This window comes from Rathayibacter sp. AY1G1 (genome assembly GCF_002932095.1).
Classification (GTDB): Bacteria; Actinomycetota; Actinomycetes; order Actinomycetales; family Microbacteriaceae; genus Rathayibacter.
In genome coordinates this window covers 57,712-73,382 of the sequence record NZ_PSUZ01000005.1, presented here as the reverse complement: position 1 = coordinate 73,382, position 15,671 = coordinate 57,712, and the positions used below count along the sequence as shown (strand labels likewise).

Below are 15,671 nucleotides of genomic sequence, written 5' to 3'. Positions count from 1 at the left end.
GATGGAGGACCAACATGGGTCTGTCACGTAAGCACAAGAAGGACCTCAAGCGTCTTCGCAAGAACGCCGAGGCGGTCTGGGGCGAGCAGCAGGAGGTGCTGGCGCACGCGGCCTCCGTGCTCGAGAAGAGCCGCCGCCACGCGTCGAAGTACGCCAAGAAGGAGCTCGTCCCCTTCGTAAAGGACACGTACGACTCGCGCGTCAAGCCGGTCTACGACAACGGCGTCTCGGCCGTCGAGGGCACGTACTCCTCGGCCCGCCACGCCTACAAGCACAAGGTCGTCCCGACCTTCGCCGCTGTCGGTGGCACGGCCGCCGCCGCCTTCGAGGCTGCCAAGGACTCGAAGAACCGCGCGAAGCTCGCCGAGATCTCGAAGGCGCGCTGGGAGGAGCTCACCACTCCCCCGAAGAAGAAGAACAAGGTCGGCACGGTCTTCGCGATCGGCGCCGCGCTGGTCGCCGTCGGCGGCATCGGCTACGCCGTCTGGCAGACGTTCCGCGCCGACGACGAGCTGTGGGTCGCCGAGGACGAGCCGCAGAGCGCCGCGCAGAACGCGGCCTCGACCGCTTCCTGACGTTCTCGTCGCTGGAGCCGGGCCCCTCAGGGGGTCCGGCTCCTTCGCATGCCCGGGTTAGGCTTCTGCGGTGGACATCCGGGTCGCCGCGTACGGCGTGATCATCGACGGTGAGCGGATGCTGCTCGCGCACTGGAGCCAGGGCCCCTGGTCGGCCTGGACGCTTCCGGGCGGCGGGATCGACGAGGGCGAGTCGCCCGCCGACGCCGCGGTCCGCGAGATCTTCGAGGAGACGGGCTACCGTGCCGAGCTCGAGGCCCTCATCGGCGTGGACTCGCACGTGATCCCCGCGCACCGCCGCAGCGATCCCGAGGCCGGCCCCCTGCACGCCATCCGCGTCGTGTACCGCGCCCGCATCGTGGGCGGCGAGCTCACGCACGAGGTGGACGGCTCCACGGACGCCGCCGCCTGGTTCCCCCTGAGTGACGTCGAGGAGCTGGAGCGCGTTGAGCTCGTCGACGCGGCCCTGACCATGAACGAGGCCTGGCTCCTCCGCTGACGGTGCCCGGGAATCCCCGGCCGCGCCCCGGCGTTCCCTTCGTCGTGATCGTCGAGCTCTACACCTCCGCCTTCTGCGGCGCCTGCCATGCCGCGCGCTCGGTGCTGGAGCGTGCCGCGGAGCTCGTCCCCGCCGCCGAGATCCGCGAGCGCGACGTGGCCTTCCACCCCGTCGAGGCCGAGGCCGCCGGCATCCGCTCGACGCCCACGGTCGTCGTGCGGGACACGGCCGGAGAGGTGGTCTTCCGGGCGGAGGGCGCCCCCTCCCTCCCGCAGGCTCTCGCCGCTCTGGCCCTCGCCCTGCCCGCGTAGGGTGGCCGCGGGAGGACCCATGCACCGTCGCGCCGCGCTCGCGAGCACCGTCGTTCTGCTCGGCGCCCTCGCGCTCTCGGGATGCGCCTCCGAGGAGCCGGTGACCACGGCCGCGGTCGGGCTCGGACGGGGCGGCGAGCGCGGCGAGGTCCTCGGCGTCGTCGTCGTGTGCTCGGGATCCGTCGACGGCCTCGACCTCGCCGCCTCCGACTCCGCCCCCCTGACCATCGGCGACGGGCTGCGGAGGGTCACCCGCTGGGTCTCCCCGTCCCCGGTCACGCAGCTGGGCGCGACCGACCTCTCCGGATCCACGGTCTGGCCGGCCGACACGGTGATCGAGCGGTTCCCGCTCGGCGTCTACCTCGCGCTGGGCGCCTACGCGACCGACCGCTCCGTGCTCGCCCGCCCGGTCGTCTTCACGGCCGAGCAGTTCGACACGCTCTCCGTCGGCGAGATCATCGTCGGCGACATCCGCGACGGCACGTCCGAGACCCTCTCGGTCCAGCAGTTCCTCGGCCTCGCCTGCGTGAACCGCTGAGCGGGCGGCTCGGCCGTCCGAGCGGCGACCTCGATCGCACGACCGCACGGTCGGCGACAGGAGAGGCCGCCGAAGACCTCGACACGGTGACCTTGCGACGGCGGAGGACCCGGAGTGCCGTGGGCCGGTGGACCAGAAGGGCCGGCGAAGGGGGAGCACCCGCGAGAGGGGAGGAAGTGTGGAGCCTAGGAGATTCGAACTCCTGACATCCTGCTTGCAAAGCAGGCGCTCTACCAACTGAGCTAAGGCCCCGGGCCGGAGACGGGGCGATCCGTCTCCGAGAGTCGAACGGCCCGCCACCGCGAGGTGACGGGCCGTTCGGACCGGGTGGGGGTACCAGGACTTGAACCTGGGACCTCTTCATTATCAGTGAAGCGCTCTAACCGCCTGAGCTATACCCCCGGAATGGCCAGAGGAGACTCTACCCGACATCGAGCAGGAATCCCAATCGGCCGGACCGTGCGCCCTACTGGTTGGTGAAGCCCACCAGGAGGCCGCCGGTGATCTTGACGCTGAGGTTGTACAGCAGCGCCACGATCGCGCCGAGCGCGGTGGTGACGATGGTGTTCAGCACCGCGACGACGATCGCGAAGCCCATGACCTGCGGCAGCGAGATGATCGTGTTGAGGTCGAACGCCTCGGCGCCGGCGATGTCTTGCACGAGGCCGTTGACCTCGTCGAACACTCCCGTCTGGGCCAGGACCGTGTAGACCAGGTAGACGACGACGATCGTGATGATCGCGAGCGTCAGACCCAGCAGGAACGAGAGCTTCACGGCCGACCAGAAGTCGACGTAGACGAGCTTCAGGCGGACCTGCTTCGCCGCCGGGCTCTTCGCGGACTTCCTGGCGAGCTTCTCGGCGACGGTGCTACTCATCTACGGACCCATCCTCCTCCGACACCGGGGCGGACTCGGCCGGCGCCGCGGCGTCGGGATCCTCGTCCTGGGCGTCGAGATTGCGTTCGGTGTTCTTGGCGAGTGCGATGATGCGGTCGTCCTCAGCGAATCGTGCGAAGACGACTCCCATGGTGTCGCGACCCTTGGCCGGTACCTCGGCCACCGCAGAGCGTACCACCTTGCCGCTGGCGAGCACGACGAGCACCTCGTCGTCCTCTCCGGTGATGATGGCGCCCACGAGGTCGCCGCGCTTCTCCTCCAGCTTGGCCACCTTGATGCCCAGCCCGCCGCGTCCCTGGAGGCGGTACTGGTCGACCGCGGTGCGCTTGGCGTAGCCGCCCTCGGTGACCACGAACACGAAGCCCTCGTCACTGACGACGTTGGCGTCGAGGAGGCGGTCCTCTCCGCGGAACGACATGCCGCGGACTCCGGAGGTGGAGCGGCCCATCGGACGCAGCGCCTCGTCGGACGCGGTGAAGCGGATCGACATGCCCTTGCGGGAGACCAGCAGCACGTCGCTGTCCTCCTCGACCAGGAGCGCCGAGACGAGCTCGTCGCCGTCGCGCAGCTTGATCGCGATGATGCCGCCGGAGCGGTTCGTGTCGTACTCCGAGAGGGCCGTCTTCTTCACGAGGCCGTCGCGCGTGGCGAGCACGAGGTAGCGGGCCGCCTCGTAGTCGCGGATGTCGAGGATCTGCGCGATCTGCTCCCCCGGCTCGAGCGCGAGCAGGTTCGCGATGTGCTGGCCCTTGGCGTCGCGGCCGGCCTCCTGCAGCTCGTAGGTCTTGGCGCGGTACACGCGACCGGTGTTCGTGAAGAACAGCAGCCAGTGGTGCGTGGTGGTGACGAAGAAGTGCTCGACGATGTCGTCGGCCTTCAGCTGCGCGCCGCGCACGCCGCGGCCGCCGCGGTGCTGCGCCCGGTAGGAGTCGCTCCGGGTGCGCTTGAGGTAGCCGCCGCGGGTGACGGTGACGACCATCTCCTCCTCGGGGATCAGGTCCTCGACGCTCATGTCGCCGTCGAATCCGAAGAGGATCTCGGTGCGGCGGTCGTCGCCGAAGCGGTCGACGATCTCGTCGAGCTCGTCCGAGATGATCGTGCGCTGGCGCTCGGGGCTCGCGAGGATCGACTTGTAGTCCTCGATCTCGGCCTGGATCCGGTCGTGCTCGTCGATGATCTTCTGGCGCTCGAGGGCCGCGAGGCGGCGCAGCTGCATGTCGAGGATGGCGCGGGACTGCACCTCGTCGATGTCGAGCAGCTCCATCAGACCGTCGCGCGCCTCCTCCACGGTGGGGGAGCGGCGGATGAGGGCGATGACCTCGTCGAGCGCGTCGAGCGCCTTGAGGTAGCCGCGCAGGATGTGGATCCGCGCCTCCGCCTCGTCGAGGAGGTACTGGGTGCGGCGCACGATGACCTCGACCTGGTGGTCGACCCACGCGCGGATGAAGCCGTCGAGCGAGAGCGTGCGCGGGATGCCGTCGACGATCGCGAGCATGTTCGCGCCGAAGTTCTCCTGCAGCGGCGTGTGCTTGTAGAGGTTGTTCAGCACCACCTTCGCCACGGCGTCGCGCTTGAGGACGACGACGAGGCGCTGGCCGGTGCGACCGGAGGTCTCGTCGCGGATGTCGGCGATGCCCGAGACGCGCCCGTCCTTGACCAGCTCGGCGATCTTGATCGCCAGGTTGTCCGGGTTCACCTGGTACGGCAGCTCGGTGACGACGAGGCAGGTGCGGCCCTGGATCTCCTCGATGGAGACGACGGCGCGCATCGTGATCGAGCCGCGGCCGGTGCGGTACGCGTCCTGGATGCCGCGGACGCCGAGGATCTGCGCACCGGTGGGGAAGTCGGGTCCCTTGATCCGCTGCAGCAGCGCCTCGAGGAGCTCCTCGCGCGTCGCGTCGGGGTTCTCGAGCGCCCACTTGGCGCCGGCGGCGACCTCGCGCAGGTTGTGCGGCGGGATGTTGGTCGCCATGCCGACCGCGATGCCGACGGAGCCGTTGACGAGCAGGTTCGGGAACCGGGCCGGCAGGATCGCCGGCTCGCGCGTGCGGCCGTCGTAGTTGTCCTGGAAGTCGACGGTGTTCTTGTCGATGTCGCGGACCATCTCGAGCGCGAGCGGCGCCATCTTGGTCTCGGTGTACCGGGGGGCGGCGGCGCCGTCGTTGCCGGGGGAGCCGAAGTTGCCCTGCCCGAGCGCGAGCGGGTAGCGGAGGCTCCACGGCTGCACCAGGCGGACCAGCGCGTCGTAGATCGCGGAGTCGCCGTGCGGGTGGAACTGGCCCATCACGTCGCCGACGACGCGCGAGCACTTCGAGAACGCCTTGTCGGGCCGGTAGCCGCCGTCGTACATGGCGTAGATCACGCGGCGGTGCACGGGCTTCAGGCCGTCGCGCACCTCCGGCAGGGCTCGCCCGACGATGACGCTCATCGCGTAGTCGAGGTAGGAGCGCTGCATCTCGAGCTGCAGGTCGACCGGCTCGATCTTGTCGTGACCGTGGATCACCACACCGGTCTCGGTGACGATGTCGTCGCTCTCGTCCGGGCCGGTGGGGGTGGTGGGTTCTTCTGCCATGATCTCTGGTCTCTCAGGTGGGTCCGTGCCCCGGAGGAGCGGGGGCGGCGGTCGCGCTGGGTGTCAGGTGTGCGGGCCGGTGAGGGCTACTGTCGTGTTCTGGTCGAGGATGCGGCCCATCGAGGGCCGCCGTCACGTGTTCGAGGTGGTCGCGAGGACGGTCCACTGGACCGCCCGGCCGCCGTCTTTCGAAGGACGTCCGCTTCCTCGACCACTAGATGTCGAGGAAGCGCACGTCCTTCGCATTCTTCTGGATGAAGGAACGGCGGGACTCGACGTCCTCGCCCATGAGAGTGGAGAAGATCTCGTCGGCCGCGGCCGCGTCGTCGAGCGTGACCTGGAGGAGGGTCCGCGTGGCGGGGTCCATCGTGGTCTCCCACAGCTCCTTGTAGTCCATCTCGCCGAGGCCCTTGTAGCGCTGGATGCCGTTCTCCTTGGGCATGCGCTTGTTGGTCGCCGAGCCGTGCGCGATCAGGGCGTCGCGCTCGCGGTCGCTGTAGACGTACTCGTGCGGGGAGTTCGACCACTTGAGGCGGTACAGCGGCGGCTGCGCGAGGTAGACGTAGCCGAGGTCGATCAGCGGGCGCATGTAGCGGAAGAGGAGCGTCAGCAGCAGCGTCGTGATGTGCTGGCCGTCGACGTCGGCGTCGGCCATCAGGATGATCTTGTGGTACCGCGCCTTGTCGGGGTTGAAGTCCTCGCCGATGCCGGCGCCGAACGCCGTGATCATCGCCTGGACCTCGTTGTTGCCGAGAGCGCGGTCGAGCCGGGCCTTCTCGACGTTGAGGATCTTCCCGCGGAGGGGGAGGATCGCCTGCGTCTCGGGATTGCGGCCCTGCACCGCGGATCCTCCCGCCGAGTCGCCCTCGACGATGAAGATCTCGGAGATCGACGGGTCCTTGGACTGGCAGTCCTTGAGCTTGCCCGGCATGCCGCCGCCCTCGAGCAGGCCCTTGCGGCGGGCGGTCTCGCGCGCCTTGCGCGCCGCCATGCGGGCCGAGGCCGCCTGGATCGCCTTGCGGATGATGTCCTTGGCCTGGCTCGGGTTGCGGTCGAACCAGTCGGCCAGCTGCTCGCCGGCCACGCGCTGCACGAACGCCTTCGCCTCGGTGTTGCCGAGCTTCGTCTTGGTCTGGCCCTCGAACTGCGGCTCGCCGAGCTTGATCGACACGACGGCGGTGAGGCCCTCGCGGATGTCGTCGCCCGAGAGGTTCTCGTCCTTCTCCTTGAGCAGGTTGTTCGCGCGCGCGTAGCGGTTGACCAGAGTGGTCAGCGCGGCGCGGAAGCCCTCCTCGTGGGTGCCGCCCTCGTGGGTGTTGATGGTGTTCGCGTAGGTGTGGACGCTCTCGGTGTAGGCCGTGGTCCACTGCATGGCGACCTCGAGCGAGATGCGGCGCTCGGTGTCCTCGGACTCGAAATCGATGATCTCGGAGTGCACGAGGTCCGACTTCTTCAGCGAGTTGATGTACTCGACGTAGTCGACGAGGCCCTTCTCGTAGTGGAAGACGTCGGTCCGGTCGCCCTCGGTCTCGTTCTCGCCCTCCCCCTCGAACTCGACCTCGTTCTGGTCGGTCAGCGCGATGCGCAGGCCCTTGTTGAGGAACGCCATCTGCTGGAAGCGCGCGCGCAGGGTCTCGTAGTCGAACTCGACCGTCTCGAAGATGCCGGCGTTGGGCCAGAAGGTGATCGTCGTGCCGGTCTCGTCGCTGGCCTCGCCCTTCTCGAGCGGGGCGTCCGGCACTCCGTCGGTGAAGCTCATCCGGTACACGGCGCCCTGGCGCTTGACCTCGACGTCGAGTCGCGTCGACAGCGCGTTGACCACGGAGGAGCCGACGCCGTGCAGGCCGCCGGAGACCGCGTAGCCGCCGCCGCCGAACTTGCCGCCGGCGTGCAGCACGGTGAGGACCAGCTCGACCGTGGAGATGCCCTCGGTCGGGTGCATGTCGACCGGGATGCCGCGGCCGTTGTCGGAGACGGTGACGCCTCCGTCGGCGCGCATCAGGATCTCGATGTTGTCGCAGTAGCCCGCGAGCGCCTCGTCGACGGCGTTGTCGACGATCTCGTAGACCAGGTGGTGCAGACCGCGCGGACCCGTGGATCCGATGTACATGCCGGGGCGCTTGCGGACCGCCTCGAGGCCCTCGAGGACCTGGATCTGGTTCGCGCCGTAGTCACCGGACGACTTGGTCGACATGCTCTCGTGCGGAGCGGAGGGGGCTGCTGAGCCGTTCGCGTCCAGGTCGTTCGCTGCGGGTGACGTGGAGTCGTTCGGCTCGTGAGTCATAGCTGTGGAGTTCTCCTCTGACGGTCCGTCGCGACGCGCACGGTGATCTGGAGATCGCCCGCGCGGCGGCGTCACTGCGGTTCGGCGGCCCTCCATTCTACCGCGTGCCGGGTCGATCCGAAGCGCTGGACGGCGATCTGAGGCGCGAAAGATCGGCGGTCGACCGAAAATGCGTCCTCAGCCGTAGGTGTCGCGCGGACCACGCCCTGGAATCGACCTGGGACCCTTTTTCCAGTTCGGGACGTCCGGGCCCTGGAAACGGATCGACGCGATGCCCGCGTCGGGGAAGTTCACCGCGATGTGGTTCATGATCTCGATCCGCATCAGCCGGAGCTGGGTCGACCACGCCGTGGACTCGCACGCGACCGTCAGCACGCCGTCGACGACGCCCACCGGAGTCGAGTGCTTCGCGGTCTCCTCGCCGGCGATCGCCGTCCACGACGACATCAGGTCGCCCTGCGCCAGCGGTGCCGTCCAGCCGAGCTTCACGGTGAGGGAGTCGAGGACGTCGCCGAGGTCGTGCGGGTCGCGGCCCTTGCCGAACGGGATCGCGTCGCCCTTGGGCTCGGCGCGCTCGACGGTCTTCCGGATGCGGCGCGGGCCGTCGGCGCCGAACACCTCCTTGAGGTGGCGGTAGACGCGGGCGGCCTCGGAGTCGGGTGCGGGGGCTCCGCGGCGGGGGGAGTCAGCCATCGGACGGCTCCGACGGGGCGGGCGGCTCCGGGGACGCGGGATCTGTGGACGCCGGCGCTGGGGACGCGGGCTCCGCGGAGGACGCCGCGGCGGAGGAGACGGCGCCAGGAGAAGGGGAAACGGACGAGACCGGATCGGGAGAAGAGGAGCGGGAGGACTCGGGACCGGGAGGAGGGGAGTCGGAGGACACAGGATCGGACGAGGCGGAGTCGGGTGCGATCGGCTCCGGCACGGCGATCGGCGCGGCGGTGGCGCCCGTGCCGACGATCCGGCCGGCCTCGATCCGCACGGTGTGCGCGGCCAGCGCCTCCGGGACGTCGTCGAAGACGGCCGCGGTGATCAGGACCTGCTCGTAGTCGGCGACCACCGAGGCGAGGCGCTCGCGCCGGCGCGCGTCCAGCTCGGCGAAGACGTCGTCGAGCATCAGCACCGGATCGCCCATGGGGGAGTCGCGCCGGAGCAGCTCCGCGGCGCCCAGCTTCAGCGCCAGGGCGAACGACCAGCTCTCGCCGTGGCTGGCGTAGCCCTTGGCCGGCAGCGCGTTCAGCTCGAACTGCACGTCGTCGCGGTGCGGGCCGACGAGGGAGACGCCCCGGTCGAGCTCGCGGCGTCGCACCCCGGCCAGCGCGGACGCGAACGCCTCCGCCAGTCCCTCGCCCGCCGCCGGTGACGCGGCGCCCGGCTGCTCCACGGGCTCGCCGTCGTCGTCGACCGCGCCCTCGATGCTCAGGCGGGAGCGGAGCACCGGACGCTGGTCGGCACCGGCGACCGCCTCGTACGCGGCGCGCACCGGTCCGCTCAGCTCCTCCACCAGGGTGAGGCGCGACTGCATGATCTCGGTCCCGAGCGCGATCAGGCGCTCGTCCCAGATGTCGAGGGTCCCGAGCTTCGAGGGGTCGCGGACGCCGCTCGCCCGTGCGGACTTGAGCAGCGAGTTGCGCTGGCGCAGCACCCGCTCGTAGTCGGCCTGGACGGCGCTCATCCGCGGGGAGCGGAGGATCACCAGCTGGTCGAGGAAGCGGCGGCGGGCCGACGGGTCGCCGCGGATGAGGAGGAGGTCCTCCGGCGCGAAGAGGACGCTGGAGAAGAAGCGGGGGAGCTCGCGCGGCTTGATCCCGCCGCGGTTGATCTGCGCGCGGTTGGGGGAGGAGCGGTTGATCTGCACCTCGGCCAGCAGGTCGCGCTCGCCGTTGCGGAGGCGGGCGCGCACCACGGCACTGTCCCGGCCGGCGCGGATGAGCGCCTGGTCGCTCGACACGCGGTGCGAGCCCAGGGTGGAGAGGTAGCCGAGCGACTCGACGAGGTTCGTCTTGCCCTGGCCGTTGCGGCCGACGAAGAGGTTCGGTCCGGGCACGAGATCGACGTCGACCGACTCGTAGTTCCGGAAGTCGCTGAGCGCCAGCTGCGTCACCTGCACGTCGCGCTCCTCTCCTCCACCCGTCGTCGCGGGCCTTCCCTGCACCCCTGCGGGCTCCTCGCCCGTCCCGATCGGCCGATCCACCCGCTCCGGCGCCTGCGGCCCGCTCTCCCCCTGCCGGCCTGGCCTGCGCCCCCGGTCTCGACACACCCCTTCGGGCTACTCGACCGGCACGGCGGCGGAACCGTCCGGGACGCGGATCCCGATACGCCCCTCCGGGGCCACTACTCGCTCACCATGATCGGCCGAGCCCCGTCCCCGCCCGTGAAGGCGGCCGCAGGCTCGCCGCCCGACGCCGGTAGCAAGGTGGAGGCGGCCGGAGGCCCGCCGCCCCCGTGAGAGCATCCCTGCCTCACGGGGGCGGCGGGCCGCAGTCCGCCGTCCGTCACCGGCCCTGCGGAATGCGCCCCCCTCCGGAAGCCGACCGCCGTGAGGACTGCCGGAGGCAGTCCTCACCAGCCCACTCAGTCGACGGCCTTGACGGAGTGCCCGCCGAACTGGTTGCGGAGCGCTGCGACGGCCTTCATCGCGGGGGAGTCCTCCTGGCGGGAGACGAAGCGGGCGAAGATCGAGGCGCTGATCGTGGGCACCGGGACGGCGTTGTTGATGGCCTCCTCGATGGTCCAGCGGCCCTCGCCCGAGTCCTGCACGTAGCCCTCGATGTTCTTGAAGTCCGGGTCCTGCTCGAGGGCGCGGACGAGGAGCTCGAGCAGCCAGGAGCGCACGACCGTGCCGCGCTGCCACGCCTTGAAGGTGCCGGTGACGTCCTTGATGATGTCGCTGCGGGTCTCGAGCAGCTCGTAGCCCTCGGCGAACGCCTGCATCAGGGCGTACTCGATGCCGTTGTGGACCATCTTCGCGTAGTGGCCGGCGCCGACCTCGCCGACGTGGACGAAGCCCTCCTCGCGGGGGCCCTCCGGGCGCAGCGCGTCGAAGACGGGCATGGCGTACTCGACGAGCTCCTTCGGGCCGCCGACCATCAGGCCGTAGCCGTTCTGGAGTCCCCAGACGCCGCCGGAGACTCCCGCGTCGATGTAGTGGATGCCCTTGGGCTTCAGCAGCGCGTCGTGCTTGAAGTCCTCGGTGAAGCGGGAGTTGCCGCCGTCGATGACGAGGTCGCCCTCGCTGAGCTTCTCCGACAGGTCCTTGACGACCGCGTCGGTGATCTCGCCGGCCGGCACCATCACCCAGACGATGCGGGGCGAGGGGAGTGCGGCGATCATCTCGTCGAGAGAGGCCGCGTCCGAGACGTCGGGATTGCGGTCGTAGCCGGTGACCTCGAGCCCCTTGGAGCGGAGGCGGGAGCGCATGTTGTCGCCCATCTTGCCGAGGCCGACGAGTCCGATGTGCATGGTGAACCTTCCTGGATTCGTTGTCCGGCGGGCGGGCGCTCGTCGGGAGCGGGGCGGTCGCGGCTCTGCGATCCGGCGAGTGGTCAGCGCAGCAGCAGGTTGGGCTGGAGCAGGTAGCGGTAGCTGTCGCTGCCGGGCTGCTCCCGCGAGGTCTGCGCGGTGATCAGGACGGGGCCGGGCTTGTTGGGGTTCTCGGTCTTCGTGAACGCGATGCGCACGAACTCCGAGTGGACGGCGGCGAGGCCGTCGAGCAGGAACTGCGGCTTGAGCGAGACGACCACGTCGTCGCCGGTCACGATCGCGTCGATGCTCTCGGACGCCTGCGCCTGCTCGGAGCCGATGGCCTCGAGGGTGAGGCCGTCGCTGCTGAAGCTGAAGCGGAGGGCCGCCTCTCGCTCGAGCACGAGCGAGACGCGGCGGGTGGCCTCGATGAGGTCGCTGGTCGACATGACCGCGTAGTTCTCGACGGAGGCGGGGAAGAGGCGCTTCACGGGCGGGAAGTTGCCCTTGATCAGCAGCGACGTGACGGTCTTGCGGTCCGCGGTGAAGGCGATCAGCTCGCGCTCGTCGCGGTTGGTGATCGCGACGGAGACGGTGCCGGAGTGGCCGAAGGTCTTGCCGACCTCCTGCAGCGTGCGCGCGGGCACGAGGGCGGTGAGCGGCTGGGTGGGCGCGGGGTTGTCCCCGTTGTCCCAGTCGATCTCGCGGACGGCGACGCGGTAGCGGTCCGTCGCGACGAGGCCGATCGTGTTCTCGGTGATCTCGAGCTGCACGCCGGTGATGACGGGGGTCACGTCGTCGCGGGATGCGGCGACCGCCACCTGCGAGACGGCGGCCGCGAAGGCGTCGGCCGGGACGAGGCCGGTGGAGGCATCGATCTCGGGGATGCTCGGGTACTCCTCCACGGGCATCTGCAGGAGCGTGAAGTGCGCCGAGCCGGCCGAGACCGAGACGCGCGACTCCTCCGTGGCGATGCGCACGGGAGCGTTGGGGAGGCGGTTCGCGATGTCGGCGAGCAGACGGCCCGAGACGAGCACGGTCCCCGTCTCCTCCACGTCGGCCGCGATCTGCGTCTGCGCGGACACCTCGTAGTCGAAGGAGGACAGCGTCAGACCCTCGGAGGTCGCCTCGATGAGGACTCCGGAGAGGATCGGCAGGGTCGTGCGCTGCGGAAGCAGCTTGACCGCGAAGGACACCGCCTCGCTGAAGACATCGCGGTTGGCTTGGAACCTCACGAGTACACCCCTGACGAGTCGCGGACGAAGACCGTCGCCCATCGTACCCGCCGGGCTCGACGAGCTCGGAAGGGGGTGGACCGCCGAGCACTCCCGAGCCGCTGTGGAGAGGTTGCCGGTCGAGGCTTCATTAAAGAGAGAACTGCGTTAACAGTGTTAACACGTGTGGAAACTGTGGAAAACGCTTCGGACCCCTACTCCTGGGTGGGATCGGAGGGACCCGCCCCTGTGGAGGGAGTGTGAGCGGGCCCGTGGACGCCCTGTGGAGCGATCCGAGCCGACCGGTCGCCCTCCACAGGCGGGCTCTCCCGGCGCACAGTCCCGAGGCGGTTGTCCACAGTTATCCACAGGTTCCTCACACTGTGGAAATCGGCCCTCCGAGGCGCGCGAGGCGGCGTGTCCGAGGCCCGCGCAGTGGGTCGAGGAGTCCGTCGACGACGTCTCCGGGTCACGACGGAGACCGTCGAACGCGGCTCGCGCCGTCCGAGCGGCGCGGAAGACGATGCGCGCTCCCTCTCCCCTGCGCTGCTCTCCTGGCCGTCGCTCGGCGGATCGACACCGTCCGATCGCACGCCGGCCGCTCAGCCGCTCACCCGGACCCCTTGAGCACGTGCGGTTCATGCTGGTCGAGTAGCCCCAGCGAGCCGTATCGAGACCCCCGCCAGCGCCTTCGCCTGATCTCGACGCGCGCCGACACCGACGCCCTGCTGCTCGCGCCGCGATCCCCGTCGCTCCCTCCCCTCACACGAGGAGAGGGGAGCGACTACCCGACCACGGCGCACGGACGCCGATGGACCCCGGGGCACGCCACCTGGGACAGGTGGTCCCGGGGACCGTACGACTGCCGGCTAGCGGTTCGTCTTGATGCGGGTGGTCAGCTCGGTGACCTGGTTGTAGATGCTGCGGCGCTCCTTCATGAGCTCCGAGATCTTCTTGTTCGCGTACATGACCGTGGTGTGGTCGCGGTTGCCGAACAGCTGGCCGATCTTGGGCAGCGAGAGGTTCGTCAGCTCGCGGCACAGGTACATGGCGATCTGGCGCGCGGTGGCGACGGCCTGCGAGCGCGACGAGCCGTAGAGGTCGTCGACCGTGAGCTTGAAGTAGTCCGCGGTGTGGTTGATGATGTCGACCGGCGAGATGACGTTGTCCTCGTCGAGCGTGATCAGGTCCTTCAGCACGGTCTGCACGAGCGACATGTCGACCGGCGTCCGGTTCAGGCTCGCGAACGCGGTGACGCGGATGAGCGTCCCCTCGAGCTCGCGGATGTTGCTCGACACCTTCGACGCCATGAACTCGAGGATGTCGTCGGGCACGAGCAGCTTCTCGCTGACCGCCTTCTTGCGGAGGATCGCGATGCGGGTCTCGAGGTCGGGAGCCTGCACATCGGTGATGAGGCCCCACTCGAAGCGCGAGCGCATCCGGTCCTCGAAGCCCGTCAGTGCCTTCGGCGGCAGATCGGACGTGATCACGACCTGCTTGTTGTGGTCGTGCAGCTGGTTGAAGGTGTGGAAGAACGCCTCCTGCGTCTCCGCCTTCCCCTGCAGGAACTGGATGTCGTCGATCAGGAGGATGTCGACGTTGCGGTAGCGGCCGTGGAAGGCGTTGCCCCGGTTGTTCGCGATCGAGTTGATGAAGTCGTTCGTGAACTCCTCGCTCGAGACGTACCGCACGCGGATCCCCGGGTAGAGGCTCATCGCGTAGTGGCCGATGGCGTGGAGGAGGTGCGTCTTGCCGAGCCCGGAGTCGCCGTAGACGAAGAGCGGGTTGTAGGCCTTGGCGGGAGCCTCGGCGACCGCGACGGCCGCGGCGTGCGCGAACCGGTTGGAGCCTCCGATGACGAAGTTGTCGAAGCTGTACTTCGGGTTCAGCCGGGTGTCGGTCGCCGGCACGGTCCGCAGCTCCTCGACCCCGCGGGTCGGCGCGACCGTCGCCGAGGAGGCGGTGATCGGCTCGAACGGGTTCATCGACTCCTGCGACGACGGGGAGCTGAGGGGCTCGTGCTCGATGTCGGGGTTCACCACGAAGGCGAACGTCGTGACGCCGAAGGAGTCGTCGAGCGTCCCGATCGCGCTGAGCAGGGGCACGCGCACGCGCTGCTCGAGCATCCCGCGGGTGAACTCGTTCGGGACCTCCAGGTAGAAGGTGCCCGCCATAATGCCCTTGGGCTCCACGAGCGAGACGAACCCGTAGAGGGGAGCGGTGATCCGCTCGTCCCGGGACAGTGCGCCGAGGATCACGTTCCACGCGTCGACCATCGACGTGTCGTCTGCCATCTGTCTCCGGTCCTGGGTGCTGTCGCTGTGAAGTCGCTGCGGGATCGCCGTCTCCGCCGGACCCGTCGCCGCCCGCTGCAGGGGCGTCGCGGACCGGGCGCGGAGCCGGGTCTCGAGTGCCGCTCTCTCCACAGGGTTGTCCACCGGCCTCGAGCGATGCCTGTGCGGGTGCGGGAGGACGCGGATCCCACCTGTGGATAACTGCGGCTCAACACCGTAACGAACGGAGCCGACGGGAGACAAATCCACCACAGCGACACCCGCGTGTCAATGCGCGGAACCCCGTGTCCCGTGTGCATGATCGAGGTTTCGCGCCGTCCACATTTGACCGGTGACGGAACAGGCCGTAGTTTAAATCAGTTGACGCCTGCCCGGTGTCGTCCGTGCGGCCCTCGCAGGCCGAGCGGATTCCGCAGCCGGGCACCCCTTCTTCCCGGAGGATCCGAGTCTCCGCCCGAGCGGGTGGTGCCGGTTCGCGCCGCGGAACACGTACGTGGAGATCTGATTATGAGCAAGCGAACCTTCCAGCCGAACAACCGTCGTCGCGCCAAGGTGCACGGCTTCCGTCTGCGCATGCGCACCCGTGCCGGCCGCGGCATCCTCAGCGCGCGCCGCGCCAAGGGGCGCACCGAGCTCTCCGCCTAGCAGCGAGCGGTACCGACCAGCGGTGCTGGCCAGAGCCAATCGCATCGTCCACGGAGGCGAGTACCGGACAGTCGTCCGTCGCGGTGTGCGGTCCACAGGACCGCACACCGTCACGTATGTCCGCCGGTCCTCCGCGGGCGATCCGGCGCGGTTCGGGTTCATCGTCGCCAAGACGGTCGGCACCGCGGTGACGCGCAACACCGTCCGCCGCCGGCTCAAGGCCGTGGCGTTCGAGCTCGTCCCCGAGATCGACCCCGGCACCCAGGTCGTCGTCCGCGCGCTGCCCGGCAGCGCCGACGCCCCCTGGTCGGAGCTGCGCTCCGAGGTGTGGTCCGCGATGGCGCGAGCCGCGCGGAAGAGCGGGGCGTCCTCGTGACCG

Annotated in this window: 13 protein-coding genes, 2 tRNA genes and 1 pseudogene; 6 read left to right on the top strand and 10 right to left on the bottom strand. The window is 69.5% G+C overall.

What is annotated here, in order from left to right:
• Positions 1 to 14: 14 nt before the first annotated feature.
• From C5C36_RS04175 to C5C36_RS04160, 4 genes are all read left to right on the top strand, one after another.
• Positions 15 to 575 carry a hypothetical protein gene (locus tag C5C36_RS04175; protein ID WP_104255643.1) on the top strand — a complete coding sequence of 187 codons (561 nt, stop codon included), beginning with the start codon at positions 15 to 17 and terminating at the stop codon, positions 573 to 575.
• 70 nt (positions 576 to 645) lie between these two features.
• The gene (locus C5C36_RS04170; protein WP_104222671.1) at positions 646 to 1,074 is read left to right on the top strand and encodes an NUDIX hydrolase; all 429 of its coding nucleotides are present in this window, start codon (positions 646 to 648) and stop codon (positions 1,072 to 1,074) included.
• 2 nt (positions 1,075 to 1,076) lie between these two features.
• Entirely contained in the window at positions 1,077 to 1,385 is a 309-nt protein-coding gene (locus tag C5C36_RS04165) for a thioredoxin family protein (protein ID WP_258059325.1), read from the top strand.
• A 19-nt stretch (positions 1,386 to 1,404) separates the two neighbouring features.
• Positions 1,405 to 1,923 (top strand): hypothetical protein, encoded by a 519-nt coding sequence (locus C5C36_RS04160; protein WP_104309310.1) that lies wholly within the window; start codon positions 1,405 to 1,407, stop codon positions 1,921 to 1,923.
• Positions 1,924 to 2,102: 179 nt separating this feature from the next.
• On the opposite strand, the gene C5C36_RS04155 is transcribed toward C5C36_RS04160, so the two are convergent.
• The 10 genes and pseudogenes from C5C36_RS04155 to dnaA form a co-directional block, all read right to left on the bottom strand.
• Positions 2,103 to 2,175: transfer RNA gene (locus tag C5C36_RS04155), tRNA-Ala, on the bottom strand.
• A gap of 76 nt (positions 2,176 to 2,251) precedes the next feature.
• A tRNA-Ile gene (locus C5C36_RS04150) sits at positions 2,252 to 2,325 on the bottom strand.
• Between the two features lie 64 nt (positions 2,326 to 2,389).
• On the bottom strand, positions 2,390 to 2,800 hold the full coding sequence (locus C5C36_RS04145) for a DUF3566 domain-containing protein (protein ID WP_104222673.1): 411 nt from the start codon (positions 2,798 to 2,800) through the stop codon (positions 2,390 to 2,392).
• The gene (gyrA, locus tag C5C36_RS04140) at positions 2,793 to 5,393 is read right to left on the bottom strand and encodes a DNA gyrase subunit A (protein ID WP_104222674.1); all 2,601 of its coding nucleotides are present in this window, start codon (positions 5,391 to 5,393) and stop codon (positions 2,793 to 2,795) included. The genes C5C36_RS04145 and gyrA overlap by 8 nt, the downstream gene beginning before the upstream one ends.
• Before the next feature lie 214 nt (positions 5,394 to 5,607).
• Positions 5,608 to 7,587, bottom strand: a complete 1,980-nt coding sequence (gene gyrB, locus C5C36_RS04135) for a DNA topoisomerase (ATP-hydrolyzing) subunit B (protein ID WP_208543372.1) — start codon at positions 7,585 to 7,587, stop codon at positions 5,608 to 5,610.
• 267 nt (positions 7,588 to 7,854) lie between these two features.
• On the bottom strand, positions 7,855 to 8,370 hold the full coding sequence (locus tag C5C36_RS04130; protein WP_104237766.1) for a DUF721 domain-containing protein: 516 nt from the start codon (positions 8,368 to 8,370) through the stop codon (positions 7,855 to 7,857).
• A 262-nt stretch (positions 8,371 to 8,632) separates the two neighbouring features.
• Positions 8,633 to 9,787 (bottom strand): annotated as a pseudogene (gene recF, locus C5C36_RS04125) (DNA replication/repair protein RecF); the annotation flags it as partial.
• 464 nt (positions 9,788 to 10,251) lie between these two features.
• Positions 10,252 to 11,139 carry a phosphogluconate dehydrogenase (NAD(+)-dependent, decarboxylating) gene (gnd, locus tag C5C36_RS04120; RefSeq protein WP_104222677.1) on the bottom strand — a complete coding sequence of 296 codons (888 nt, stop codon included), beginning with the start codon at positions 11,137 to 11,139 and terminating at the stop codon, positions 10,252 to 10,254.
• An 83-nt stretch (positions 11,140 to 11,222) separates the two neighbouring features.
• Positions 11,223 to 12,374: a DNA polymerase III subunit beta gene (dnaN, locus tag C5C36_RS04115; protein ID WP_104222678.1), complete on the bottom strand. Its 1,152-nt coding sequence runs from the start codon at positions 12,372 to 12,374 to the stop codon at positions 11,223 to 11,225.
• Positions 12,375 to 13,222: 848 nt separating this feature from the next.
• Positions 13,223 to 14,527 carry a chromosomal replication initiator protein DnaA gene (gene dnaA, locus C5C36_RS04110; RefSeq protein ID WP_374952921.1) on the bottom strand — a complete coding sequence of 435 codons (1,305 nt, stop codon included), beginning with the start codon at positions 14,525 to 14,527 and terminating at the stop codon, positions 13,223 to 13,225.
• Between the two features lie 627 nt (positions 14,528 to 15,154).
• Between dnaA and rpmH the strand changes: the two genes are divergently transcribed.
• Together rpmH and rnpA are read left to right on the top strand one after the other, a co-directional pair.
• Positions 15,155 to 15,292: a 50S ribosomal protein L34 gene (rpmH, locus tag C5C36_RS04105; protein ID WP_055784512.1), complete on the top strand. Its 138-nt coding sequence runs from the start codon at positions 15,155 to 15,157 to the stop codon at positions 15,290 to 15,292.
• A 22-nt stretch (positions 15,293 to 15,314) separates the two neighbouring features.
• Positions 15,315 to 15,668, top strand: coding sequence for a ribonuclease P protein component (gene rnpA, locus C5C36_RS04100; protein WP_104222680.1), 354 nt, complete (start codon positions 15,315 to 15,317; stop codon positions 15,666 to 15,668).
• The last annotated feature ends 3 nt before the right edge of the window (positions 15,669 to 15,671 follow it).